At 63.2% G+C, this 25,748-nt stretch carries 22 protein-coding genes; 16 read left to right on the top strand and 6 right to left on the bottom strand.

Annotated features, from left to right (window positions below; translation table 11 throughout):
- Positions 1 to 59: 59 nt before the first annotated feature.
- The 3 genes from RX331_RS29110 (at position 60) to bla (ending at position 5,168) form a co-directional block, all read left to right on the top strand.
- A complete protein-coding gene (locus RX331_RS29110) occupies positions 60 to 2,426 on the top strand; it encodes a transketolase (RefSeq protein ID WP_317253042.1) in 2,367 nt (788 codons plus the stop codon).
- A 287-nt stretch (positions 2,427 to 2,713) separates the two neighbouring features.
- Positions 2,714 to 4,144 carry an aldehyde dehydrogenase family protein gene (locus RX331_RS29105; protein ID WP_317253041.1) on the top strand — a complete coding sequence of 477 codons (1,431 nt, stop codon included), beginning with the start codon at positions 2,714 to 2,716 and terminating at the stop codon, positions 4,142 to 4,144.
- A 136-nt stretch (positions 4,145 to 4,280) separates the two neighbouring features.
- A complete protein-coding gene (gene bla, locus RX331_RS29100; protein ID WP_317253040.1) occupies positions 4,281 to 5,168 on the top strand; it encodes a subclass B3 metallo-beta-lactamase in 888 nt (295 codons plus the stop codon).
- A 175-nt stretch (positions 5,169 to 5,343) separates the two neighbouring features.
- Here bla and RX331_RS29095 read toward each other — a convergent pair whose 3' ends face one another.
- Positions 5,344 to 6,312: an SMP-30/gluconolactonase/LRE family protein gene (locus tag RX331_RS29095; RefSeq protein ID WP_317253039.1), complete on the bottom strand. Its 969-nt coding sequence runs from the start codon at positions 6,310 to 6,312 to the stop codon at positions 5,344 to 5,346.
- 93 nt (positions 6,313 to 6,405) lie between these two features.
- Here RX331_RS29095 and RX331_RS29090 point away from each other — a divergent pair, with 93 nt between their 5' ends.
- Positions 6,406 to 7,230 carry an NAD(P)-dependent oxidoreductase gene (locus RX331_RS29090; RefSeq protein ID WP_317253038.1) on the top strand — a complete coding sequence of 275 codons (825 nt, stop codon included), beginning with the start codon at positions 6,406 to 6,408 and terminating at the stop codon, positions 7,228 to 7,230.
- Here RX331_RS29090 and RX331_RS29085 read toward each other — a convergent pair.
- Entirely contained in the window at positions 7,227 to 7,919 is a 693-nt protein-coding gene (locus RX331_RS29085; protein WP_317253037.1) for a GntR family transcriptional regulator, read from the bottom strand. The genes RX331_RS29090 and RX331_RS29085 overlap by 4 nt on opposite strands.
- Complete coding sequence (locus RX331_RS29080; protein ID WP_317253036.1) at positions 7,916 to 8,923, bottom strand: Gfo/Idh/MocA family oxidoreductase; 1,008 nt, start codon at positions 8,921 to 8,923, stop codon at positions 7,916 to 7,918. Before RX331_RS29080 ends, RX331_RS29085 begins: the two co-directional genes overlap by 4 nt.
- Positions 8,924 to 9,086: 163 nt before the next feature.
- On the opposite strand from RX331_RS29080, the gene RX331_RS29075 reads away from it, so the two are divergent.
- The 4 genes from RX331_RS29075 (at position 9,087) to RX331_RS29060 (ending at position 14,003) form a co-directional block, all read left to right on the top strand.
- The gene (locus RX331_RS29075; protein WP_317253035.1) at positions 9,087 to 10,793 is read left to right on the top strand and encodes an IlvD/Edd family dehydratase; all 1,707 of its coding nucleotides are present in this window, start codon (positions 9,087 to 9,089) and stop codon (positions 10,791 to 10,793) included.
- A 139-nt stretch (positions 10,794 to 10,932) separates the two neighbouring features.
- Positions 10,933 to 11,934 (top strand): TRAP transporter substrate-binding protein, encoded by a 1,002-nt coding sequence (locus tag RX331_RS29070; protein ID WP_317253034.1) that lies wholly within the window; start codon positions 10,933 to 10,935, stop codon positions 11,932 to 11,934.
- Positions 11,935 to 12,081: 147 nt separating this feature from the next.
- A complete protein-coding gene (locus RX331_RS29065) occupies positions 12,082 to 12,666 on the top strand; it encodes a TRAP transporter small permease (RefSeq protein WP_317253033.1) in 585 nt (194 codons plus the stop codon).
- A complete protein-coding gene (locus tag RX331_RS29060) occupies positions 12,663 to 14,003 on the top strand; it encodes a TRAP transporter large permease (protein ID WP_317253032.1) in 1,341 nt (446 codons plus the stop codon). Before RX331_RS29065 ends, RX331_RS29060 begins: the two co-directional genes overlap by 4 nt.
- A 146-nt stretch (positions 14,004 to 14,149) precedes the next feature.
- Here RX331_RS29060 and RX331_RS29055 read toward each other — a convergent pair whose 3' ends face one another.
- The gene (locus RX331_RS29055; RefSeq protein WP_317253031.1) at positions 14,150 to 14,944 is read right to left on the bottom strand and encodes an enoyl-CoA hydratase/isomerase family protein; all 795 of its coding nucleotides are present in this window, start codon (positions 14,942 to 14,944) and stop codon (positions 14,150 to 14,152) included.
- A gap of 270 nt (positions 14,945 to 15,214) precedes the next feature.
- Between RX331_RS29055 and RX331_RS29050 the strand changes: the two genes are divergently transcribed.
- The gene (locus RX331_RS29050) at positions 15,215 to 16,447 is read left to right on the top strand and encodes an NAD(P)/FAD-dependent oxidoreductase (protein WP_317253030.1); all 1,233 of its coding nucleotides are present in this window, start codon (positions 15,215 to 15,217) and stop codon (positions 16,445 to 16,447) included.
- Positions 16,448 to 16,562: 115 nt separating this feature from the next.
- Positions 16,563 to 17,549, top strand: a complete 987-nt coding sequence (locus tag RX331_RS29045; protein WP_317253029.1) for a sialic acid TRAP transporter substrate-binding protein SiaP — start codon at positions 16,563 to 16,565, stop codon at positions 17,547 to 17,549.
- Here the strand turns inward: RX331_RS29045 and RX331_RS29040 are convergent.
- Positions 17,542 to 18,456 (bottom strand): ribokinase, encoded by a 915-nt coding sequence (locus RX331_RS29040; RefSeq protein ID WP_317253028.1) that lies wholly within the window; start codon positions 18,454 to 18,456, stop codon positions 17,542 to 17,544. The genes RX331_RS29045 and RX331_RS29040 overlap by 8 nt on opposite strands.
- Positions 18,457 to 18,458: 2 nt before the next feature.
- Positions 18,459 to 19,370, bottom strand: a complete 912-nt coding sequence (locus RX331_RS29035; protein WP_317253027.1) for a sugar kinase — start codon at positions 19,368 to 19,370, stop codon at positions 18,459 to 18,461.
- 269 nt (positions 19,371 to 19,639) lie between these two features.
- Here RX331_RS29035 and RX331_RS29030 point away from each other — a divergent pair, with 269 nt between their 5' ends.
- The 6 genes from RX331_RS29030 to RX331_RS29005 all read left to right on the top strand — a co-directional run bounded on the left by RX331_RS29030 (position 19,640) and on the right by RX331_RS29005 (position 25,624).
- A complete protein-coding gene (locus RX331_RS29030; RefSeq protein WP_317253026.1) occupies positions 19,640 to 20,899 on the top strand; it encodes a Glu/Leu/Phe/Val dehydrogenase in 1,260 nt (419 codons plus the stop codon).
- Complete coding sequence (locus tag RX331_RS29025) at positions 20,896 to 21,744, top strand: VOC family protein (RefSeq protein ID WP_317253025.1); 849 nt, start codon at positions 20,896 to 20,898, stop codon at positions 21,742 to 21,744. Before RX331_RS29030 ends, RX331_RS29025 begins: the two co-directional genes overlap by 4 nt.
- A 91-nt stretch (positions 21,745 to 21,835) precedes the next feature.
- On the top strand, positions 21,836 to 22,543 hold the full coding sequence (locus RX331_RS29020) for a TetR/AcrR family transcriptional regulator (protein WP_317253024.1): 708 nt from the start codon (positions 21,836 to 21,838) through the stop codon (positions 22,541 to 22,543).
- 217 nt (positions 22,544 to 22,760) lie between these two features.
- Positions 22,761 to 23,570 (top strand): ABC transporter permease, encoded by an 810-nt coding sequence (locus RX331_RS29015; protein WP_317253023.1) that lies wholly within the window; start codon positions 22,761 to 22,763, stop codon positions 23,568 to 23,570.
- A 31-nt stretch (positions 23,571 to 23,601) separates the two neighbouring features.
- A complete protein-coding gene (locus tag RX331_RS29010; protein ID WP_317253022.1) occupies positions 23,602 to 24,600 on the top strand; it encodes an ABC transporter substrate-binding protein in 999 nt (332 codons plus the stop codon).
- Positions 24,601 to 24,775: 175 nt separating this feature from the next.
- Entirely contained in the window at positions 24,776 to 25,624 is an 849-nt protein-coding gene (locus RX331_RS29005) for an ABC transporter ATP-binding protein (RefSeq protein WP_317253021.1), read from the top strand.
- Positions 25,625 to 25,748: the final 124 nt, after the last annotated feature.

Genomic DNA, 25,748 nt, shown 5'->3' with positions numbered 1-25,748 from the left:
AGAAGTTTGGCGCCTGCGCTGCGGCTAAAATTGGCGCATATTGAATTGGGAGCCCTGCCATGCCGATCGAGCCCGCACGTCTCGAATTGTTGTCCGCGCTGGCGCGCAAGGTGCTCTGGCTGTCGTCATGGACGATCCATCACGCCAATCATGTCAGGCCGAACACCGACGGGCTGAAGGTCGGCGGCCACCAGGCCTCGTCCGCCTCGCTCGCCAACATCATGTCGGCGCTGTACTTCTCGGTGCTGCGCCCGCAGGACCGCGTCGCGGTGAAGCCGCATGCCAGCCCGGTGTTCCACGCCATCCAGTATCTGTTCGGCAACCAGACCCGCGAGAAGCTGGAGAATTTCCGCGGCTATAAGGGCGCGCAGTCCTATCCCTCGCGGACCAAGGATGCCGACGATGTCGATTTCTCGACCGGCTCGGTCGGTCTCGGCGTCGCGCAAACGCTGTTCTCCTCGCTGGTGCAGGACTACGTCACCGCGCATGGCTGGATGAAAAATCGCCCCGAGGGACGCATGATTGCGCTGGTTGGCGATGCCGAGATGGACGAGGGCAACATCTTCGAGGCACTGCTCGAGGGCTGGAAGCATGCGCTGCGCAACACGTGGTGGATCGTCGATTACAACCGCCAGAGCCTCGATGCCGTCGTGCGCGAGGGCCTGTGGGCGAAGTTCGAGACCATGTTCCGCAATTTCGGCTGGGAGGTGGTGATCGTGAAATACGGCCGCCTGATGCAGGCGGCGTTCGCCGAGCCCGGTGGCGAGGCGCTCAGGCGCTGGATCGATAATTGCCCGAACCAGATGTATGCGGCGCTGTGCTTCCAGGGCGGGGCTGCTTTCCGCAAGCATCTGCAGGACGACATCGGCGATCAGGGCGTGGTGTCGGAGCTGATCGATCGCCGCAGCGATGATGAATTGCTGGCGCTGATGTCCAATCTCGGCGGCCACGACATGGCCAGCATGATCGAGGCTTTTGAAGCGATCGATCACGATCGCCCGGTCTGCTTCATCGCCTACACCATCAAGGGCGTCGGCCTGCCGATGCAGGGCCACAAGGACAACCATGCCGGCCTGATGACGGTAGCGCAGATGGAGAAGTGGCGCACTGCACAGAACATCCGCCCCGGCCATGAGTGGGACAAGTTCGAGGGACTGTCGAAGACGCCGGCCGAGCTCGAAGCATTTTTGTCGGCCGCGCCATTCAATCAGCAGGGCCGTCGCCGGCTGACCGCGCCCCCGATCGAGGTGCCCGAGCAGTTCACCTTCAAGCCGGCGGCGCAGATGTCGACACAGCAGGGCTTTGGGCTGGTGCTCAACGAGCTCGCACGCGGCGACACGGAACTGGCGTCGCGGATCGTGACCGCATCGCCCGACGTTACCGTGTCGACCAATCTCGGCGCCTGGGTGAACCGCCGCGGACTGTTCGCCAAGGCCGAAAATCACGACCTGTTCCGGCAGGAGAAGATCCCGTCCGCCTATAGCTGGGAATTCTCGCCGAAGGGCCAGCACCTCGAACTCGGCATTGCCGAGATGAACCTGTTCATCATGCTCTCGGCGCTCGGCCTGTCGCACCAGATCAATGGCGAGCGGCTGCTGCCGGTCGGCACGCTGTACGATCCCTTCATCGAGCGCGGCCTCGATGCGCTGAACTATGCCTGTTACCAGGACGCGCGCTTCATGGTGGCGGCGACGCCGTCGGGCATCACGCTGGCGCCGGAAGGCGGCGCGCACCAGTCGATCGCGACGCCCTTGATCGGCATGGCGCAGGACGGGCTGGCCTCGTTCGAACCGGCCTTCGTCGATGAACTCGCTGCGATCATGGCGTTCGGCTTCCGCCACATGCAGCGCGAAGGCGGCGAGGGCGGCTCGGTTTATCTGCGGTTGTCGACCCGCACCATCGACCAGCCGCAGCGCATCATGACGCCGGACCTCCAGCGGAACATTGCCGAGGGCGCGTACTGGCTGCGCGAGCCGGGGCCGAACTGCGATATCGTGATCGCCTATACCGGCGCGGTGGCGCCCGAGGCGATCGAGGCCGTGGGCTTCATCGGCGAAAGCCACCGCGATGTCGGTTTACTGGCGGTAACCTCGGCCGACCGGCTCCATGGCGGATGGTCCGCGGCGCGGAATTTGCGGCGCGACCGCCGTGGCATACAACATCTCAGCCATGTCGAAAAATTGCTGGCGCCGCTTTCCCGCGACTGCGGCATCGTGACCGTAATCGACGGCCATCCCGCCGCGCTCGGCTGGCTCGGCAGCGTGCGCGGCCACCGCGTCGAGGCGCTCGGCGTCGAGCAGTTCGGCCAGACCGGCACGATTGGCGACCTCTACCGCCACTACGGCATCGACGCGAATGCCATCATCGATGCGGCAGAAAGCCTGACGGTCGGAGCGCCGGTGCGGCACAGGAAGATGGCGGTGTAACTTAAGTCGTCCCGGCGAAGGCCGGGACCCATACGCCGCGGCCGCTGTTATCTTGATGAGGTCCGACGGCATTGTTTCACAACCGCCGCCGGTGGCTATGGGTCCCAGCCTTCGCCGGGACGACGAATTACACACCTTGCCACCGCCGCGCCGCCGTTCTTATATCCAGCGCCTGCCGCAACGCGGCGCCCCGCATATGGCGGGTTCAACTGCTCCGGCTTTCGTGCAAAGATGCCTGCCGAACGCTTTCGTTCCCCTCCATTGCCCCCGAGATAAAGAGGTTTCTGATGGTCAATCGCATGCAATTCTACATCGATGGCGCCTGGGTTGATCCCGCTGTCAAGAAATCCACCCCGGTCGTCAATCCGGCGACCGAAGAAGCGATGTATGAAGTTGCGCTCGGCTCCAAGGCCGACCTCGACAAGGCCGTTGCCGCCGCCAAGCGCGCCTTCGAGACCTATTCGCAGACCAGCCGCGAAGAGCGCATCGCGCTCCTGGAAAAGATCATCGAGGTCTACAAGGGCCGCATGAAGGAGATCGGCGCGGCGGTGTCGGATGAAATGGGCGCGCCGCTGCCGATGGCCGAGCGGCTGCAGGCCGGCGCCGGCCTCGGCCACATCGCCTCGACGCTCGAAGTGCTGAAGAACTACCATTTCGAGGAGACGCTCGGCTCGGCCGTCGTCGTGCGCGAGCCGGTCGGCGTCGTCGGCATGATCACGCCGTGGAACTGGCCGCTGAACCAGATCGCCTGCAAGGTCGCGCCCGCGCTCGCCGCCGGCTGCACCATGATCCTCAAACCTTCCGAATTCACCCCGACCTCGGCGTTGATCTTCGCTGAGATCCTGCATGAAGCTGGCGTGCCGAAGGGCGTGTTCAACCTCATCAACGGCCTCGGCCCGGAGGTCGGTGCCGCGATGGCCGAGCATCCCGATATCGACATGATCTCGTTCACCGGCTCGACCCGCGCCGGCGTCGACGTCGCCAAGCGCGCCGCGCCGACCGTGAAGCGCGTCAGCCAGGAACTCGGCGGCAAGTCGCCGAACGTCATCCTCGAAGGCGCCGACCTCACCAAGGCGGTGACCGGCGGCGTCATGCATATGTTCAACAACTCCGGACAGTCGTGCAACGCGCCATCGCGGATGATCGTGCCGCTGTCAAAGATGAAGGAAGTCGCCGCGATCGCAAAGGGCGTCGCCGAGAAGACCAAGGCCGGCGATCCCCGCGCCGAAGGCACCACCATCGGCCCCGTCGTCAACCGCGGCCAATGGGACAAGATCCAGGCGCTGATCAAGAAGGGCATCGACGAAGGCGCGACCCTTGTTGCCGGCGGCCCCGGCCTGCCGGAAGGCGTCAACAAGGGCTTCTATGTCCGCCCGACCATCTTCGCCGATGTCACCAACGACATGACGATCGCGAAAGAGGAAATCTTCGGACCGGTGCTGACGATCATCGGCGCCAAGGACGAAGCCGACGCGGTCAAAATCGCCAATGATACGCCCTATGGTCTCGCCGGCTACGTCACCGGCGATACCGTGGAGAGCGCGCGCCGCGTCGCCCGCCAGATCCGCGCCGGCAACGTCAACCTGCAGGGCGTGCCGAACGACCGCACCGCGCCGTTCGGCGGCTACAAGCAGTCCGGCAACGGCCGCGAGTGGGGCAAATATGGCCTCGAGGAATATCTCGAGGTGAAGGCGGTCGCCGGCTACAACGCGGCGTAATAGCTAAACCGTCACTACACGTAAAACGAAGCAATCCATCGCTGGACAAGCGTGGATTGCTTCATTGCTTTTGATCCTCATATTAGCGCCGCTTCCGCCGGGACGGGTGCAAACAAGCAAGAAACCGAGGTTGATGATGAAGAAGATCGCCATTGCGCTCGTTGCGCTGTTGCCGCTTGCCGGGGGGGCGCAGGCCCAGACCGTCAAGGATCTGCTCGCAGCAATGCGTGCCAAGTGGAACGCGCCGACCGAACCGTTCAAGATGATCGGCAACGTCTACTATGTCGGAACCGAGGGACTGGCGTCCTATCTGATCACATCGCCGCACGGGCACGTCCTCGTCGATATGGTGATGCCGGAATCGACGTCGCTGGTCAAAGCAAACATCGAGAAGCTCGGCTTCAAGATCACCGACATTAAATACATCCTCAACACCCACGCCCATATCGACCATACCGGCGGCCTGGCCGAGATCAAGAAGGTGAGCGGAGCACGGATGGTGGCGGGCGAAGCCGACAAGTCGCTGCTTGAAGGCGGCTACTATCCGGGCGCCGAGAACGACAACGCGCTCAATTTCCCGCCGGTCAAGGTCGACCGGACGGTGCGCGAGGGCGACAGCGTGACGGTCGGCGATGTCACGCTGACTGCGCGGGAGACTCCCGGACATTCGCCGGGCTGCACGAGCTGGGAATTTTCAGTGAAGGATGGCGATGCCACACGCTCCGCCCTGATTTTCTGCAGCGGCACCGTGGCGCTGAACCGCCTGGTCGGCGATCCCACCTATTTCGGGATCGTCGCCGACTACCGTAAGACGTTCGCGCGCGCCAGGGACATGAAGGTGGACGTGCTGCTCGCGCCGCATCCGGAGATGTACAAGATGGCTGAGAAGCGCGCCAAGCTCGGCGAAGGCGGACCCAATCCGTTCGTCAAACCCGGCGAATTCAATGCCTATGCGGCGACGCTGGAGAAGGCGTTCGAGGACGCGCTCGTCAAGCAGACCGCCGCGCAGGAGAAGAAAGGGTAAGCCGACGAGTCTCTGACACCTGGTCGTCCGGACAAGCGAGCATAGCGAGCGCCGATCCGGGACCCAGAACGACAGGAAGTTATTTTGCGAAGGCTTGTGCTCCAGCTCGCTCAAACGACTCGCCCTTGTGGTTATGAATTCCGGCTTTCACCGGAACGACGGCTGTGTGGGAGACCTATCCTCCCGGCGCGCCTTGCGTGTTCACATAGAGCGCGTAGATCGACTGGCTCGCGGCCATGAACAGGCGGTTGCGCTTCACGCCGCCGAAGCAGAGGTTGGCGCAGCGCTCGGGCAGCGCGATGCGGCCAATCATGACGCCGTCGGGGGCGAACACGACCACGCCGTCTAGCTCGGGGTCGCCCATGCCCCAGCCGCACCAGAGATTGCCGTCGATGTCGACGCGGAAGCCGTCAGGCGTGCCCTGTCCGGCGTCGACGAACACGCGCTTGTTGGAGAGCTCGTCGCCGGAAGGCGAAACGTCATAGGCGAGGATCTTGCGGTTGGGCACGCCGCGCGACTCGATGACGTAGAGGGTTTTTTCATCCGGCGAGAAGGCGAGCCCGTTCGGCCCGAGAATGCCTTCGGCGACGATGGTCGCTGTGCCGGTCGCGCCGTCGATCCGATAAACGTTCATATCGAGTTCGGGCTCGGCCTTGTAGCCTTCGTAATTGCCGAGCAGGCCGAACACGGGGTCGGTGAACCAGATCGAGCCGTCGGATTTCACGACGACGTCGTTCGGCGAGTTCAGCCGCTTGCCGTCGAAAGAATCCATCAGCACCGTGATCGACCCGTCATACTCGGTGCGCGTGACGCGGCGGCCGCCGTGCTCGCAGGTGACGAGGCGGCCCTGGCGGTCGCGGGTGTTGCCGTTGGCGAAATTCGAGGGCTTGCGGAAGTTGCTGACCGCGCCGGTCTCCTCTTCCCACTTGATGATGCGCTGGTTCGGAATGTCGCTGCACAATAGATACCGCCCGTCGCCGAACCACACCGGACCTTCGGCCCAGCGCAGCCCGGTTGTCAGCCGCTCGACCGCCGACAGCTTGAGCCAGTATTTCTCGAAGCGCGGATCGAGGGCGTGAATGGCCGGATCGGGGTAATAGGTAGCCGGGCGCCAGCCGGCGGCATGCGATGCTGCATCGGACATTTGCTGTTCTCGTTGGTGCATTCCCAGAGCGGTTGGGTTTGCTATCATTCCCTGCTAATGACCGCAAATCGGTTGCGAGATAAGAGGAACGAAATGCCACGCATATTGATGACCGGCGCCGCCGGCGGGATCGGGACATCCCTGCGCAAGCTGCTGCCGCCGATCTATCCGGACCTGCTGCTCAGCGATCTGAAGGCGCCGGCCGATCTCGGCAAGGACGAGAAATTCAAGGCGGCCGATCTCGCCGATCTGGCCAAGGTCGAGGCGATCTGCGAGGGCGTCGACGGCATCCTACATTTCGGCGGTTACTCGGTCGAAGGACCCTGGGACTCGATCCTGCAGGCCAACATCATCGGCGGCTACAATTTGTTCGAGGCGGCGCGCAAGAAGGGCGTTAAGCGCGTGATCTTCGCTTCCTCGAACCATGCGGTCGGCTTCTATCCGCGGCATCACCGGATCGGCACCGACGTCACCCCGCGCCCCGACGGCCGTTACGGCGTCAGCAAGGTGTTTGGGGAAGCGGTCGGCGCGCTCTATGCCGACAAGCACGGGCTCGGCGTCACCTGCATCCGGATCGGCAATTTCGGCGAGATGCCGCTTGATCACCGCCGCCTCTCGATCTGGCTGAAGCCCGAGGACCTCGTGCAGCTCTGCCGCATCGGCCTCGAACATCCCGACATCCATTTCGAGATATTCTACGGTGCCTCCCATAACGAGCGCGCCTGGTGGGACAACCATCGCGCCTACGAGCTTGGCTACCGGCCGACCGGCAGGGCAGAAGATTTCCGCGAGCATGCGATGGCCGAGCAGGCCAAGTTGAAGCCTGATCCTGTCGGCGATTACTTCCAGGGCGGCACGTTCTGCAGCATGGAGTTCGACGGCGACAAGGGCCGGATCGTGGATTGGGGCAAGCGCTAACGCTTGCTCTCGTCCTCCGCGATGCGGCCGAGATAATCCGACTTGCTGTACTGCATGTGATCGACGCACAGCTGCGCCAGCGCCCAGCTGTCGCGGCCCTTCAAGAGTTCGATCATCAATTCGTGCTGCCGGCGCGACAGGGCCAGCCCTTCACGATCGGCAAGATTCTTGGCGCGCATCGGCAGCGTCAGGTTCATGTAGTCCTGCAGCGAGCGCACCAGATACGGGTTGCCGCAGGCCGAGAACAGCGCGACGTGAAACGCGTCGTTGGCCTCGTGGATGCCGCGCAGATCCTGCGCGTCGGCCCTGGCGCAGTATTGCCGCTGCAACTCGGTGAGCTGCTCGATGAGGCTACTGGGCGCGGGCAGGGAGATCATCAGCGCGGCCTGCCGCGTCAGCATTTCCCGCACCTCGTAGATCTGGCGCACCTCGTCGGCCGAATAGAATCGCACGGTGGCACCGATGTTCTTTTCGCGCAGCACGATGCCCTGGCGCTCGAGCTGAAACAGCGCCTGGCGGACGAAGTGCCGGCTGGCGTCGTAGCGCTGCATCAAGGTGTCTTCGACCAGCCTCAGACCTGGCGCGAAGCGGCCGAAGATGATGTCCTCTTCCAGCCGGCGAATGACCTCCGCCTGCTCCTCCTCGCGCGAGGGCGAGGGTGTCTCGCCGATCGATGGCTGTGGCTTCATCGCAAAGCCTCCCAGCCGGACAGCCGATAACAATCCTCGACCAGGCGCAAGGTCTGAAGGTTGTCCGGCGGCGCCGTCTCGAAGGGCAGATTGTCGCGGAGCGCTTTCACGAAATGCGCAATGGTGCGGTCGTAGGAACCCTGGTACTCGACGGCGAGATCGTAGCTATGTTCGGCGGGCGATGCGCCGGAGCATGTCAATGACGGCCCGTCGAGCCTGATCGCGCCCTTGTCGCCGAGAATCTCCAGCCGGTCGACCTGTGTGGCCGGATGCCCATGGGCGGCGAAGCTGGCGAACACGGCAATGCCAGCGCCGCTATCGCTCCGGAGCTGGATCACCGCGCCGTCCTCGCCGGCGAGAAGATCGCTGGAGCGGGAAAGCTGCGCCGCCGTCACCGCTAGCTGCCCGAGTAGCATGCGCAGCGTGTCGAGATGGTGGATCAGCACTTCAGCCACCAGCATGCGCCGCTCGCGCCGCATGAATGGTTGGCGCTCCAGCGCCGGGCAAAGTCCGGCCGGTCCCGGCAGCACGCCCGATGTCAAAAGCGTCAGTTGCGCCTGCTTGATATTGCCGATCCGTCCCTCGCGCAGCCACGCCGCTGCGTCGCGGTAATAACCGCGAAAACGCCAGTTCTCGTGCACCATCAGGCGTGTCACGCCCTCGACTTCGGCCGCGAGTTCCGTTGCCTCCTGCAAATTGGGCGCGAGCGGCTTCTGGCAAAGCACCGGCAATCGCTTCGCGGCAGCAAGCCGCACCAGCGGCGCGTGCATTTCGCGGGGGGCTGCGATATCGATGGCGTCGAGCGTCACCGACGCCAGCATTGCCTCGGCGCTGGCATAGGTCTGCGCAATTCCGAACTCGCTCGCGCGCCGTGCGGCATTCTCGGGCGAAGGATCTGCGATGGCCACGACGTGGGCCTGATCTGGTATGCTCGCCCAAGCGATGAGGTGATGACGGCTCACCATGCCGGCGCCGATCAGGCCGATGCGCAACGGTTGGTTCATGAGCGCGTTTCCGATGATGGTCTAGACAACACGCTGGCCGGCTATTGTCAATAATGGGGACTTTTTTGGGTGATATGATCCCGAAGGCGCCCAGAATAATCAAACATTGACAATAATCCGGTGGGCTCCTTAAGTGCCCATCTGCAATATCAAGGGAAGAAAAATGGCCGACGGACTTCGCAAGGGACTGGCAAGTTATGGTGACGCTGGCTTCTCGCTGTTCCTGCGCAAGGCTTTCATCAAGGCCATGGGGTATTCCGACGACGCACTGAACAGGCCGATCGTCGGCATCACCAATACCTACAGCGACTACAATCCCTGCCATGGCAATGTGCCGCAGATCATCGAGGCGGTGAAGCGCGGCGTGATGCTGTCGGGCGCGATGCCGATGGTGTTTCCGACCATATCGATCGCCGAAAGTTTTTCGCATCCGACCTCGATGTATCTGCGCAATCTGATGGCGATGGATACGGAGGAGATGATCCGCGCCCAGCCAATGGATGCGGTGGTCGTGATCGGCGGATGCGACAAGACCCTGCCGGCGCAGATCATGGCCGCGATCAGCGCCGATCTGCCGACCGTCGTCATTCCGGTTGGGCCGATGGTGGTCGGGCATCACAAGGGCGAGGTGCTCGGCGCCTGCACCGACTGTCGTCGGCTTTGGGCGAAGTATCGCGCCGGCGAGATCGACGATATCGAGATCGAAGACGTCAACGGCCGGCTCGCGCCCTCGGTCGGCACCTGCATGGTGATGGGCACGGCCAGCACCATGGCGTGCATCACCGAGGCGCTCGGGTTGTCACTGCCGATGAGCGCGACGATTCCGGCGCCGCATGCCGAACGATTTCGTTCGGCGGAGGCCAGCGGCAGGGTCGCTGCCGCAATGGCCAAGACGAAGGGGCCAAAGCCCAGCGAACTGTTGACGTCGGCGTCGTTCCGCAATGCCCAGGTCGTCATGCAGGCAATCGGCGGCTCGACCAACGGGCTGATCCATCTCACCGCGATGGCCCATCGTTCCCCCCACAAGATCGATCTAGAGACGTTCGACAGGCTCGGTCGCGAGGTGCCGGTGCTGGTCGATTTGAAGCCGTCCGGCGAGCACTATATGGAGCATTTCCATCATGCCGGCGGCGTGCCGAAGCTGATGGCGCAGCTCGGTGACCTCATCGACCTCGATGCCAAGATCATCACGGGCCAGACGCTGCGCGACATCGTCGCTGGCGCGGAGGACGTGCCGGGGCAGGATGCCATCCGTTCGCGCGACAACCCGATCAAGGCCGAAGGCGCGATGGCGATCCTGCATGGCAATCTGGCGCCGCGGGGCGCCGTCATCAAGCAGTCGGCGGCGAGCCCGAAACTGCTGCAGCACACCGGCCGCGCCGTCGTGTTCGAATCCGTCGAGGACATGACGCTGCGGGTCGACGACCCCGATCTAGACGTCAATGCCGACGACGTGCTGGTGCTGCGCAATGCCGGGCCGAAAGGCGCGCCGGGTATGCCCGAAGCTGGCTATCTGCCGATCCCGAAGAAGCTGGCGCGCGGCGGCACCAAGGACATGGTGCGGATCTCGGACGCGCGCATGAGCGGCACCGCGTTCGGCACCATCGTGCTGCATATCACGCCGGAATCCGCCGTGGGCGGTCCCCTGGCGCTGGTGAGGAACGGCGACATGATCCGGCTCGACGTCGCGAAACGCAGCATCGATCTGTTGGTCGACGAGGCCGAGCTGGCAAAGCGCCGTGCGGCGCTGGCACCGGTGGCGGTACCCGACGGAGCCCGGCGCGGCTATGCATATCTGTTCAACGAGACGATCTTGCAGGCTGACGAGGGTTGCGACTTCGATTTCATGCGCCGGCAGGGCAGGGGCTAAACCTCGACCAATTATCGATAATGGGCGCAGTTCGGCGGAATTTTGCGCTGATCTGAGAGATAATTCCGATGCTTTATTGACAATCTCGGCGTCCCGGTGGTTTGATTGGAAAAAATCAAGCCAAACGGGGGAGTGCGTCATGGGGAATCCAGGAAAATTATTGCTTGCGGCGATTGCCGCAGCCGCTGTCATGCTCGCCACCAGCGCCGGCGCGCAGGAGGTAAAGCACTATCGCTTCGCGCACGATCAGCAGCTCAACTCCGGCTACAGCATCGCCTACGACATTTTCTCGGCGAAGCTGAAGGAGCTGAGCAAGGGCACGATGCTGGTCGACCAGTTTCCCGGCGCACAGCTCGGGCAGGAGCCGCAGCTGCTGCAGCTGGTGAAGGCCGGCGATCTCGATTTTGCGGTCGTGTCATCAGCCAACACGTCGACGATCTCGCCACAGGCCGGCGTGATGTCGCTGCACTTCCTGTTCCGCTCCGAGGAGCACAACATCAAGGCGCTCGGCGACGAGAAGGTGTTCGAGGCGGTGCGCGACATGATCGACGGCACCACGCAGGGCATTCACGCCATCGGCCTCTGCACCCAGGGTTTTCGGCACATGTACGGCAAGAAGGAAGTGCGCAAGCCGGAGGACATGAAGGGCCTCAAGGTCCGCGTCCAGGCGACCGCGACCGAAGACATGATGTTCCCGGCCTACAGCGCCCAGACGGTGCACATGCCGTTCGGCAGCGTCTACACCTCGCTGCAGACCGGCGTGGTCGATTTCGGCGAGAACGCGGTCAACGTCTACATGATCAACAAGCACTATGAGGTTGCACCTGTGCTGTCGACGACCTCGCATGAGGCCAATAATTGCGTGGTCTGGGTCAGCGACAGGCTCTGGCAGGGCCTCAATGCCGACCAGCGCAAATGGGTGCTAGCCGCAGCGCGGGATGTCAGCCTGCAGGAGCCGAAGCGCGCGTTCGAGCTGGAGAACGCGGCGGCGACGCGGCTTGAGAAGATGGGCGTCAAGATCGTCAAGGATGTCGACAAGGCAAGCTTCCAGAAGATCGCCGATCCCTATCTCGACAAGCTCGCCAAGGAGCTCGGCCCGCACGCCGACAAGATCAAGACGCTGATCCGGGCGATCAACTAGTTCGATGCGTCGTCCCGGCGAACGCCGGGACCCATACCCCGCGGCCTGTCGGGTGAGTGATCGGCTAGCCGACGTCCGCAACAACTAAATTAGCGCCCATGGTTATGGGTCCCTGCGTTCGCAAGGACGACGGCAGAGAGTGTAACAATGTCCATTGCCGATCGACTCGTGCTGCAGCGCCAGCACCATCTGAAATGGCGGGCGCTCGACCGGCTCGAACTGATCCTGATGGTGATCTGCGGCGTGCTGTGCTTCGGGTTCTCGCTGTCCGTCACGGCAGACATTATTACGCGGACCATCGGCCACCCCTGGCTGTGGTTGCAGGAAGCGACCTCGACGCTGTTCATCTATGCCATCTTCATCGGCTGCGCGGTCGCCACGCGTCGCAACGATCATCTCTATCTGACTGCGATCTCTGAATCGATGCACGGCACGCCGCGGCTGATCGTCGAAATCCTGATCCGCCTCGTGGTGCTCGCGGTGGCGGGATGCCTGATCTATTACGGCTACATCAACTATCTGCGCGGCTTCGGCAGTTTTCGGCTGCCCTCGAACACGCCGATCGCCTCGCTTTATGCGGCGATCCCGCTGTCCGGTGTGCTGATTGCGCTGTTCACGGTCGAACAGCTCGTCAACGGCATCCGCAACGGCTTCGATCATCCCGAGCCGCCTGAAGACGCCGCCGACATTCCACCCGCCGACACCGGCATCCAGAACGGGGGACGGTCGTGAGCTCCCCCGTCATTCTCGGCCTGATGACGTTCTGCTTCCTGTTCTTCGGCTATCTCGGCGTGCCGGTGCCGTTTTCGCTGATGGCAGGCGTTTTTGTCGGCGCGTTACTCTCCGACGTCTCGCTCGCCGCCATCATGCAGAAGATTTTTGACGGCGTGGATTCCGAAGCGCTGCTGGCGATCCCGTTCTTCCTGCTGGTTGGCGAGCTGATGAGCTCGGCCAATGTGGTGATACGCATCGCCAACCTGTCGCTGTCGCTGGTCGGGCATATCAGGGGCGGGTTGTCGCAGGTCGTCGTCGTGTTCTCGATGTTCTTCTCGGAAATGTCGGGATCCACCACCGCCGACGTCGCCGTGATGACCCGCGCGCTGGGCGGCCCGATGAAGAAGGAGGGGTATAGCCCCGCCTTCATCGCGGCGATCATCGCTGCCGCATCCACCATCGCGGCACTGGTGCCGCCGAGCATCACCGCCGTGGTCTATGGCGCGGTCGGCAACGTCTCGATCGCCGGCCTGTTCATGGCCGGCGTGGTGCCGGGGCTGATGATCGGCTTCGGCCTGATGATCTACTGTTTCTTCTTCGGGCCGAGCGGCATGCGCCGGCCCCGAGCGCCGCTGAAGCAGATCGTGTTCGCGGCGGGCGATGCGGCCCTGCCGATGATGATCCCGGTCATCCTGCTCGGCGGCATCCTGACCGGCGCCTTCACGCCGACGGAGGCCGGCGTCGTCGCCGTGATCTGGATCATCGCCGTGGTGATTCCCGCGCTCAACCGCGGCCACTTCAAGAACATCCCCTATGATTTCTGTCTTGCCGGGCTGATCTTCTCGCTGCCGCTGATCACGATCGGCGCCGCCAATGCGTTCGGCTGGATGCTGGCTTACCTGCGCGGCGCCTCCGTAATCGCCGACTGGATCATCGCGATCGCCGGCAACGATCCACATCTGATCATGCTGCTGCTGGTGCTGCTGTTCACTGTCGTCGGCGATTTCATCGAGCCGGTGCCGACCATCATCATCTTCATGCCGCTGGTGAACACGCTGACGCAGGCCGGCGACATCAACGCCGTGCACATGGGCGTCGTGCTGATTGCGACGCTGGCGTTCGGGCTGATCACGCCGCCCTATGGGCTGGTGCTGCTGATGGCCTCGAAATTCGTCGGCGTGCCATTTTCCAAGGCGTTGCGGGCAGCGCTGCCGATCTATGTCGTGTTCCTGGTCACCATCACCTTCACGATCTACTTCCCGAAGGTGGTGCTGTGGCTGCCGAAACAGGTGATCCCGGAATCGGTCGGCTGCTTCAAGTCGCCGTCAGGGACGGGCTATATCTGCCCGAATTAAGTGTTGGTATGTCCTCGATCGTCATGCCCCGCGAAGGCGGGGCACCCAGTAATCGCCGGCACCAGCGATAGAACCGAGATGCCGCTGCGTACTGGATCATCCGCCTTCGCGGATGATGACAGTTGATTGGCGGCGCCAGCTTGTCGCTATTTGGACTTGCTGGTGAACTTCTTCACGGCAACGCGAAACTCATCGGTCAGCATCGCCTCGATGATCTTCGCTTCCTCGGCGTCGAGCTGCTGCTTCACCGGCGTGACTGCAGCCTGATAGACCAGCGACTTGGTGCCGCTGATCGCGGCCGGCGGATTCTGCGCCAGCCGCTCGGCGAATTTTCGCGTTTCCGTTTTCAAGTCCGCTGCCGGAACGACGCGGGCGATCAGGCCCCATTCATGGGCCTGCTGCGCGGTAAAGCTGTCCTCGGCCAAAAAGATCTGCAGGGCGCGGCGAGTGCCGACGGTGCCAACCATGCCGACGGTGCTGCCGCCGTCCGGTGATACGCCGATCTTGGCGTAGGCCGGTGTGAAGCGGGCATCAGCGGCGGCGATGCAGAGATCGGCAACGAAGGCGAGGCCCATGCCGGCGCCGGCGGCGGAGCCGTGGACGCTGGACAGAACGATCTTCGGCATCCGCCGCAGCGTTTCGATGAAGGCGTGGTAGTGCTTCAAGAGTTCGCCGACCACGGGCGCGACGGTGTCGCTGGCGGCCGCAGCGCCGATGGTCTGCAGATCGCCGCCGGCCGAGAAGGCGCGGCCTTCGCCCTCGATGACCAGCACCCGGATATCGTGATTAGCCTCGACCTCCGCGCCGAGCTGCTCGAGCTTCTGCGCGATCGGCAGGTTGATGGAATTGAAAGCGGCCGGCCGGTTCAGGGTGATGGTGGCGATCGCGCCCTCGATGCGGAGCAGGGCTGGTGCGCTGGCGGTATCATCTGATGTCGACATGGCGGGCCCTCGGCTCGGGATAGGGCCAGCATTTAAATCGCAGAAGGCACGGAGTGACAATCCCCGGGGCATGCCCGGCAAAATACCGCGCGATCCTTCCTTCCGGGCCACGGCGCTCTTGCGTCTCCTCGCGCCATGAGGTCAGATGGGACCTGTCATCGTTTAGGACGGACACGAGCGCCGCTTCCAGAGGACGGGACAGGCAAGCCAAAATCTTTGGAGGGGAAACAACATGGGTCGTTCCCGTGCGCTCGAACCTAGGATGTGCCGATGACGACAGGACCGGTTGTCATTGTTGGGGCCGGCCACGCCGGCTACCAGCTCGCGGCCTCGCTGCGCCAACATGGCTTTTCGGAAGCCATCGCGCTCGTGAACGACGAGGGGCATCTGCCGTACCAGCGGCCCCCGCTGTCCAAGGCCTATCTGAAGGGAGCCGGCGGGCCCGACAGCCTGATGTTCCGGCCGGAAAAATTCTATGCCGACCAGAAGATCGACCTGATTTCCGATCGCGCGGTGTCGATCGACCGCGCCGCGCGCAAGGTGGCGCTCGCCTCCGGCGCCTCGCTCGATTACGGCCACCTCGTGCTGGCGACCGGCGCGCGCAATCGCCTGCTCGATATTCCAAATGCCAATCTCGATAGCGTGCGCTACTTGCGCACGCTCGATGAAAGCCAATCCCTGCGCGACTACATCGCGGCGGGCCAGCGCGTCGTCGTCATCGGCGCCGGCTTCATCGGGCTGGAATTCGCAGCGACGGCGCAGGCCAAAGGCCTCGAAGTCGACGTCGTCGAGCTCGCGCCGCGGGTGATGGCGCGCGCCGTGACGGCAGAAATCTCGGAGCACTTTCAATCCCGGCATACCGCGGCCGGCATCCGGATTCATCTTGGCGTGCAGGTCACCAGCATCGAGAGCGATGGCAGCAAGGTGACCGGCGTTAGCCTGAGCGACGGGCGGCATATCAAGGCCGACCTGATCGTGGTTGGCGTCGGCGTTCTGCCCAACGTTGAACTGGCGGCGGAGGCCGGCCTGAAGGTCGCTGCCGGCATCATCGTCGATGAGCATCTCCTGACTGAAGATCCGAATATTTCGGCGATGGGCGACTGCGCGCTTTATGCGAGCCGGCGGTTCGGCGGTTCGCTGCGGCTGGAGTCGGTGCAGAATGCCACCGACCATGCGCGCTGCATTGCGGCCCGGCTGACCGGCGACGCCAAGCCCTATGACGGCCTGCCGTGGTTCTGGAGTGATCAGGGTCCCGACAAGCTGCAGATGGTGGGGCTGACCACCGGCTATGACCAGGTGGTGGTGCGCGGCGACCGCGCGCAGGGGGCGTTCTCCGTCTTTTGCTACAAGGAGCGGCAACTCGTCGGCATCGAATCCGTTAACCGCGCGGGCGATCACATGTTCGGACGGCGTCTGCTCGCCGCCCACGGCTCGATTACGCCCGAGCAGGCGGCCGACGCCCGATTCGACCTCAAGGGCGCCCTCACTTCGAACGTGGCCTGACTTAGATTCGACTTTTCGCGCCGCCAAGTCTGCTTGCGTCGGCTGGTCCATTTCGGCAACTTTGCTGAAAGGAAGTCCTGTTACGAGTCTCCTGTGGTCCGTTCTCGGAGGGTATATGTCCGTTTGGGCGTGCTATCTCAGGTTGATCAGCTTCGCCATTCTCGCTTCAATTGCAAGCGGCCCGGCGTCGGCGCAGACCAAGCTGAGATGGGCGCATGTCTATGAGGTAACCGAGCCCTTCCACACCGAGGCGCTATGGGCAGCCAGCGAGATCAGGAAGCGTAGCAAGGGCAGATTCGACATCGAGGTGTTTCCGGCCTCCCAGCTCGGCAACGAGAATCAGATCAATGAAGCGCTCGGCGCTGGCGCCATTGATATCATCTATGTCGGGATCAATTTCGCCGCGGCGACCTATCAGCCGCTCGGTATCACCGGTGCGCCATTCATGCTGCGCGACCTCGAGCACTGGAAGGCCTATCGCGGCAGCACGCTGTTTGCCGAGCTGGCCGAGGGCTATAAGGACAAGACAAGGCACAAGATCGCGGCGTTGACCTATTACGGCCAGCGCCATGTCACCGCCAACAAACCGGTTCGTGTCCCTGGGGACATGGAGGGCATGAAGCTGCGCGTGCCGCCGGCGCCGCTGGTTCAGATGTTCACCAAGTCAGTCGGCGCCGACGCTATCCCGATCGCTTTTTCCGATGTCTATACCGCGCTCCAGCAGGGGCTGGTCGACGGCCAGGAGAATCCGCTGCCGACGATCATGGCGAAGAAATTCCACGAGGTGCAGAGCCACATCTCGCTGACCGGCCACATCACCGAATCGATGGTGACCGTGGTCGGCGGTCATGTCTGGGACAAGCTGGCGCCGGAAGACCGCAAGCTCTTTGCGGATACGTTGCAGGAGGCCGCCGCGAAGGCAACGGAGGCGATCGAAGCATCCGAGCGGGTTTTGGCCAGCGAATTGAAGAGGCTCGGCATGACGGTGATCGAGCCCGACCGGGAGGCGTTCCGAAAGGCGGCGATCCCGCTGCATAATGATGCGTCCCTCGGGGCGGGGTGGACGCGCGCGCAATATGACGAATTGCAGGCCCTCAAATAGCTGATAGCGCAGCCACCTCGGCGGCGGTCGGCATCGACGGCGCGGCGCCCATCCGCTGCACGCAGATCGACGCGGCTGTATTGGCGTATTGAAGCGCGTCGCGGATCGGCTTGCCATTGGCAAGCTGGGCGGCGAGGGCGCCGACGAAGCAATCGCCGGCGCCGGTGGTGTCCACCGCTTTCACGGCACGCCCCTCGATCAACGACGGCTCGCCGCTGATGAGTGCGAGCACGCCGCGCTTGCCCAGCGTGACGCAGATGATCTTGTCCGAAGCTGTTGGCAGGCGGCGGGCGGCCTCAATGAAGCGGGAAGGCTCGTCGGTATCGTGGAGCTCGGCCTGCGCGAGAAGACCGAGCTCGGTTTCGTTGAGGATGAGGATATCGACGAGGTCGAGCAATTCGGCGCCGCAGGCAAGCGCCGGTGCCGGATTGAGGATGGTGGTCGCCCCGGCCGCGCGGGCGCGTTGGAAGAAGGCGGTAATCGCGGCTTGCGGAATCTCGAACTGGCTCACCGCAACGTCGCCCCTCGCGAATACGGGGGCGGCGACATCCTCGGCGCTGACCAGCGCATTGGCGCCGGGCACGACAACGATCGTGTTGTCGGCGTCGGCGATGGTGATGATGGCCGTTCCGGTATGGATGTCAGCACTGTCCTTGACCAAGGCGAGATCGACGCCCTGCAGGCCAAGAAACGTGCGCAGTTGCTGGCCGAACGCATCCATGCCGAGCCGGCTGATCAGCGTGACCGGCGCGCCAAGCTTCGCGGCTGATACCGCCTGGTTGGCGCCCTTGCCGCCCGGAAAATAATGCACGGCCTGGCCCGCGACGGTTTCGCCGACCTTGGGATGCCGGCTGGCGGTTGCCACCACGTCCATGTTGATGCTGCCGGCGACGAAGACGCGCCCCATTTCTAGTCCCAAAATTCCTTCTTGCGCCCGATCTGGAATTCCTGCTTGACGGCATCGATATCGGCAAGCGTCGGCAATCCAGCCTCATTGCCGAGGCGCTGGATCTTATAGGTCGAGGCCGCACGGGCAAACTCGAAATGCTCGGCCCAGCCTTTCGAGGGATTGTTGAGATAGGAAAATATGTAAGCGCCGTGAAACACGTCACCGGCGCCATTGGTATCGATGACGCGCTCGGGCGCGATCGGCAGCGCCGGCAGCTTGCGCACCGCGCCGGCCTCGTCATACCAGAGCAGGCCCTGTTCACCCATGGTGACGCCGCCGACCCGGCAGCCGCGGCTCTTGAGATAATCGAGCATGGCCTCCGGCGTCTTGTCCATCTGCTCGCACAGCCGCTCGGCGACGATAGCGACGTCGATGAAGGCCAGCAGCTCATGGGTGTTGGTGCGCAGGCCGCCGCCGTCGAGCGAGGTCAGGATGCCGTCCTCACGGCAGAGTTTTGCATAATGAATGGCGGCGTCCGGCTGGTGGCCGTCGACATGCAGCGCGCGGCAGCCCTTCAAGTTCAGCATCGGGAAAGGGTGGATGTGCTCGTCGTCGCGGCAGCGCACGATGGCGCGCTTGCCGTCCTTCGGCATGATGAACGACAGTGACGACGAATTGACCTTGCGCGGATGGATCGAGATTCCGTATTTCGCAGCCATGTCCTGAAACATGCGGCCGAGCCAGTCATTGGCCATGGTCGCGATCAGGTCGGGAACGATACCGAGCTTGGCACAGCAGAACGCCGCGGTGACGGCATTGCCGCCAAACGACACCGCATAGTTGGAAGCCACATGTTTTTCGTCGCCGGTCGGCATGTGGTCGGTGATGAAGGTGACGTCGATATAGGTCTGTCCGATGAAGAGAGCCTGCATTCGTTTTCCGTCATGAGCTGAGGGGTGGTCCCGGCCCCGGCGAACACACATTAGCACCGGTTATCGGATGCATTCGCTGAAATTATTCGCAACCGTGCCGTCTTTGCAGCTTGAGATGGGAGTATGAGGAGAATACGACCGTCCTTTGGGGGTCCTGTACTTAGAGGTCTTCCTTAGAGGTCTTGTTCTTATAGGTATCGGGCATACTGCCGTATAACGACTGACGGCTGTCCGGGTTTCCCGGCGGCGCGACAAAAGTGGAGGGAATGATGACCGTTTATTCCGGTCCCGTGTTCGACATGGCGGTTAACCAATTTGGCGTCATCGCCAACCATCTGGAAATCCCGATGGACGAGCGCGACCGTATCCTGATGCCGAAACGGGCCATCACCGTCTCCTGTCCGATTCATCGGGACGACGGCACGGTCGCAGTGTTCGAAGGCTATCGGGTGCAGCATCACCTCACCCTCGGACCGACCAAGGGCGGCACGCGATTCGCCCCCTCTGTCGACATCGGCGAGGTCGCGGCGCTGGCGATCTGGATGAGCTGGAAATGCGCGCTCGTCGGTCTGCCCTATGGCGGCGCCAAGGGCGGCGTCAATGTCGATCTCTCCACGATTTCCAAGCGCGAATTGGAAGGACTGTCGCGACGCTACATGCAGGAGATGATTCCGTTCGTCGGCCCGCACACCGACGTGATGGCGCCCGACATGGGCACCAATGAGCAGGTAATGGCCTGGTTCATGGACACCTATTCGATGTACCAGGGGAAGACCGTGACCGAGATCGTCACCGGCAAACCGGTATCGTCGGGCGGCACGCTCGGCCGCCGCGAGGCCACCGGGCGCGGTGTCGCCTATCTCGCCAAACGGGTGCTCAAGGAGCTGTCGATCAACCCGGGCACCGCGACTGCCGTGATCCAGGGGTTTGGCAATGTCGGCTCCTACGCCGCGCTGGAGCTCCATCAATATGGCTTGAAGATCATCGCCGTCAGCGATCACACCGGCGCGCTGCACGATCCGGCCGGCCTCGATATTCCCGCACTGATGCGCCATGCCGGCACGCATGGCAGCATCGCCGGCTTCTCCAACCAGCTCACTTTCGATCCCGAGCAGATCCTCACCTTGAAGTGTGACGTGCTGGTGCCGGCGGCGATGGAGCGGGTGATCGACGCCAAGGTCGCGGAAAACCTGAAATGCCGTGTGCTGGCGGAGGGCGCCAACGGCCCGACCACGCCGGAGGCCGATCTGGTGCTGGAAAAACGCCAGGGCGACGTGTTCCTGATTCCCGACATTCTCTGCAATTCCGGGGGCGTTGTCGTCAGCTATTTCGAATGGGTGCAAGACCTGCAGCAATTGTTCTGGGAGGAGGAAGAGGTGACGCGGCGCGAATACGCCATCCTCGACCGCGCCTTCGACACGATGCTGGCGCGCGCCAAGGCGGACAAGATCCCGCATCGTACCGCGGCAATGGCGATCGGCGTCGAGAAAGTGCGCGCCGCCAAGAACACGCGAGGGCTGTTCCCGTGATCACCGGCCTCGATCACGTCGTCGTTCTCACCGGCGACATCAAGGCGGCGTCCAGCGCCTATCAGGCGCTGTTTGCCCGCGCGCCGGCCTGGCAGTATGGCGGCGGCGGTGCCGACCGCGTCCTGTTCACGCTCGACAACACCACGCTGGAATTGGTGGCGCCGAACGGGGAAGGCATGGATGCGGACCGCATCCGCGCCGTGCTCGATGCGCAGGGCGAGGGGCTGGCGAGCATCTGCTTTCGGACCGGCGACATCGCAAATATGCATCGCCGGCTCGAGCGGCTGACGCTGAAGCCGGAGGCGATTGCCGAGGTCGAAAGCCGCGATGCGATCTCGGGCGCGGCGCTGTCATGGAAGCGCACGCGGACTGCCACGGAGGCCTCGCGCGGCGTCCGCTTGTTCTTCCTCGAGCGCGACAAGGAGCGGCCGCTGTCGGTGCGAACCTCGACCGCTGCGATCACGGCGCTGGACCATGTCGTGATCTCGACGTCGGACCCCGAGCGCGCCGCTGCCCTCTATGGCGCGCGGCTCGGCCTCGACATGGCGCTCGACCGCTCGCACCCGGACTGGGGTCGGCTGATGTTCTTCCGCTGCGGTGACCTCATCGTCGAGGTGACGCATCGGCCGGGCAAACATGCCGATACGACGCAGGATAAATTATACGGCCTGTGCTGGCGCGTCGCCGACATCGACGCCACCCATGCGCGGCTGGTCCAGGCCGGCGTCGACGTCTCCGAAATCCGCACCGGCCGCAAGCCGGGCACGCGGGTCATGACGGTCCGGAAGGGGACCTGCGGCGTGCCGACGCTATTGGTGCAGCCATCGGCGGGGCAGGGCGAATGAGCTTATCCTCCCCTGGAGGGGAGGGTGATCCGTTCTCAAACCGCGCCTCACATGCTACAGCTCGGCCCGATGCATCCATCGGGCGACTGATTTGGCAAAGGCAAAACGCGGACAGAAATGGCAGCGCGACCCTGAGGGGATGCGGCTTCGGATTCTCGAGGCCGCCAAGCAGGAATTCGCCGCCCATGGCCTCGCCGGCGCGCGGGTCGATCGCATCGCGGCCAATGCCGGCGCCAACAAGCGCATGCTGTACTACCATGTCGGCAACAAGGAGGACCTCTATCTCACGGTGCTGGAAGGCGCCTATGAGAAGATCCGTTCCGAGGAGCGCGAGCTCGATCTCGAGCATCTCGATCCGCCGAAGGCGATCGAGCGGCTGATCGATTTCACGTGGAATTATTTTCTGCGTAATCCCGAATTCCTGGCATTGCTCAACACCGAAAACCTGGCGAAGGCGCGCCATTTGAAGCGCTCGACCAAAGTCAAGTCGATGCATTCGCCGTTCGTCGAGATGATCCGCACCGTGGTGACGCGCGGCGTTGTCAGCGGCGATTTCCGCGTCGCCGTCGATCCGGTCCAACTCTACATCTCGATCGCGGCGTTGTGCTTTTTCTATCTATCCAACAGCGCCACGCTTTCCGTGATCTTCGGCCGCGACCTCCTGAAGAAGGAGGCGCGGGACGAGCGCCTTGCCCACATGGTGGCGCTGGTGCTGGCGGCGCTGACGGGTAAATCGACCGCGGATTTCGGCAAGGCCATCGGGCAGGGCGCGCGGTCGCCCGAGCATCAGCCGGTTTGATCCTTCGGCGTCCCGGCGGACGCCGGGACCCATACGCCGCGCCCTTTCGCTTTGAGGCGGTAGACGTTGGTCCGGTTCTAACAATTGGCATCGGCGACTATGGGTTCCTGCTTTCGCAGGAACGGCGGGGCCACAAATTGCCGCACGAAAACCCGCTTGCCAGTATTTATCCAACGGGTTAATTTCTACCCGAAAAGACAATACCAGGGAGCGGAACGTGGCCGAGTTGAAGGCGGAGAGTGGCTTGTCAAAAGCGCTGAACGCGGCGTGGGTGCGGCCGTTTCTGTTCCTGATCTTCATCGTGGTGATGTGGGACGTCACCATCCGCCTGTTCCAGATTCCGGCCTACCAGATCCCGGCGCCCGGCGATGTCGTAGCGGTCTTGCGGACGGAGTGGCCGGAATTGCTGCGGCAGTCCTGGCCGACCACCTACGCCACCATCTGCGGCTTCCTGCTGTCGGCGGTGTTCGGCATCCCCGTCGCCATGCTGATTGCGGGCTCGAGGACGGTGGAAAGCTACGTCTATCCGCTGCTCGTATTCTCCCAGTCCGTGCCGAAGATCGCGATCGCGCCGCTGTTCGTGGTGTGGTTCGGTTTCGGCATTATCCCCAAGGTGATCTCGGCGTTCCTGCTTGGATTTTTTCCGGTCGTCGTATCCGCCGTGCAGGGCTTCAAATCGGTCGACCCCGATATGGTCGATCTGGCGCGCGCGATGCAGGGCAGCCGCTTCCAGGTGTTTCGCGCGGTCAACCTGCCGCATGCGATGCCCGCGATTTTTTCCGGCCTGAAAGTGTCGGTGACGCTGGCGGTGGTCGGCGCCGTGGTCGGTGAGTTCGTCGGCTCCAATTCCGGCATCGGCTATGTCATGCAGCGCTCGATCGGAACGTTCGACCTGCCGACGATGTTTGCGGCGCTGGTGATCCTCGCGCTGCTTGGCGTTGTCTTGTTCTGGGTCGTCGATCGCATCGAGCGCCTCGTGATTCCCTGGCATGTCAGCCAGCGCGACGACATCATTTTCGCTTCGTGAACGAGAAAACAGAAGGCAAGGGAGGAAGACGATGACGAGAACCATAGCGGCCGTATTAGCCGCGCTGGCCTGGACCGCGCTTTCGGTGCTTCCGGCATCGGCGGCCGACAAGGTCGTGCTGATGCTGAACTGGTACGTCTATGGCGAGCACGCGCCGTTCTATTACGGCAAGGCCAAGGGCATCTATGCTGCTGAGGGCATCGACCTCGAGATCCAGGAAGGCCGCGGCTCGGCGGCGACCACGCAGGCCGTGGCGGCCAAGACCGCCAATTTCGGCTATGTCGACGTGCCCACCATGATGCGCGCCGCGGTGAAGGGTGCGCCGATCGTCGCCACCGGCGTGCTCTTGCAGACCAGCCCGATGTCGGCGATGGGCTTTGTCGAGAAGAACATCAAGAAGCCCGAGGACATCAAGGGCAAGACGGTGGCGATCACGCCCGCCGATTCGATGACGCAGATCTGGCCGCTGTTCCTGAAGAAGACCGGCCTGAAGGAAAGCGATTTCCAGACCGTGGCGGGCGACGGCCAGACCAAGCTCAATGCTGTGATCAACGGCCAGGCCGACCTCTTGCTCGGTTACGTCATGGATCAGTCGATGAAGATCAAGGACGCCACGGGCAAGGACGTCAACGCGATTAAGTTCGCCGACTACGGCATCAACATGGTCTGCTCGGGCATCGTCGCCAACACCGACTTCGTCAAGGCCAATGCCGATCTCGTCAAGCGCTTCATGTCGGCGACGACCAAGGCGGTCGAAGCCGCCGAGAAGGACGCGAAGGCAGCTGCGCAGTCGATCCTCGACGCCAACCCGAAGGGCGGCAAGATCGAGACGCTGACGCAGGGCTTTGAGCTGACCATTCCGCTCTACCGGACAGCGGAAACCAAGAACAAGCGGCCGTTCCAGGTGACCGACCAGAACATGACCGACACGGTCAATCTCATGGTCGAATATGGCGGGCTGGACGCCAAGGCCAAGGACAATCCGAAGGCGTTCTATACCAACGACTACCTGCCGCAGGGTGGTTCGTGAGCAGGCGTTGAAAATTCCATCGTCGTCCCCGCGCACGCGGGGACCCATAACCACCGGCCTGTGTTGTTGCAGAAGGTCTACGCCAGGCTGCCCGAACGAAAGGGCACGGTGTATGGGTCCCTGCTTTCGCAGGGGCGATGGGCGGAGCGAGAGTTTTCCAAATGGACTCATCTGAATGAACCCGGCGACCAAACTAACCGAGACCAATCAACCAGCCGCCCATCTGCGGCTGGTGTCGGATCGCGCCGGCGGCGCGGCGCCGGGGATTACGCTTTCGGGCGTCTCGAAAACCTATCGTTCGCGCGACGGCGACGTGCCGTCGCTGCGGCCGCTGGATTTCCACATCAATGAGGGCGAGTTCTTCGTCGTGGTCGGCCCGTCCGGCTGCGGCAAGTCGACGCTTTTGAAGATGATCTCGGGGCTGCTCGCCCCCTCGACCGGCGACATCATGGTCGATGGGGAGAAGGTGACGAAGCCGCATGGCAATGTCGGCATCGTGTTCCAGAATGCGCTGCTGCTGCCCTGGCGCAACATCCTCTCCAACGTGATGTTGCCGATCGATATGAAGAAGCTGCCGCGCGACGAATATCTGCCGCGGGCCAAGGCGCTGCTCAAGCTGGTCGGCCTTGAAGGGTTTGAGAAGAAGCTACCCTGGCAACTCTCCGGCGGCATGCAGCAGCGCGCCTCGATCTGCCGCGCGCTGGTGCACGACCCCAAGATCATGCTGATGGACGAGCCATTCGGCGCGCTCGACGCCATGACGCGCGAAAAGATGAATGTCGAATTGATGCGCATCCAGCGCGAGACCGGCAAGACCGTGCTCTTGATCACGCATTCGATTCCGGAAGCGGTGTTTCTCGCCGACCGCGTGCTGGTCATGACCGAGCGTCCCGGCGCGATCGCGGCGATCTACGACGTGCCGCTGCCGCGCCCGCGCTCGCTGGATGCGATGGCCCATCCGGCCTTCACGGAGCTGGTGCAGCGCATACGCAAGCACTTCTTCACCCAAAGCGCGCTGGATTGAGACATGTTTGCTCTTGCCGCGCATTCTCCGATCACCTCGCCCCGCTTGCGGGGAGAGGTCGAAATTTGCGCGAAGCGCGAATTTCGGGTGAGCGGGACTCTCCGCGAGTCCCGCTGCGGAGATA

Origin of the sequence: Bradyrhizobium sp. BWA-3-5, from assembly GCF_032917985.1 — a bacterium.
Taxonomy (GTDB): Bacteria; Pseudomonadota; Alphaproteobacteria; order Rhizobiales; family Xanthobacteraceae; genus Bradyrhizobium.
This window is presented reverse-complemented; position numbering and strand designations above follow the sequence as displayed.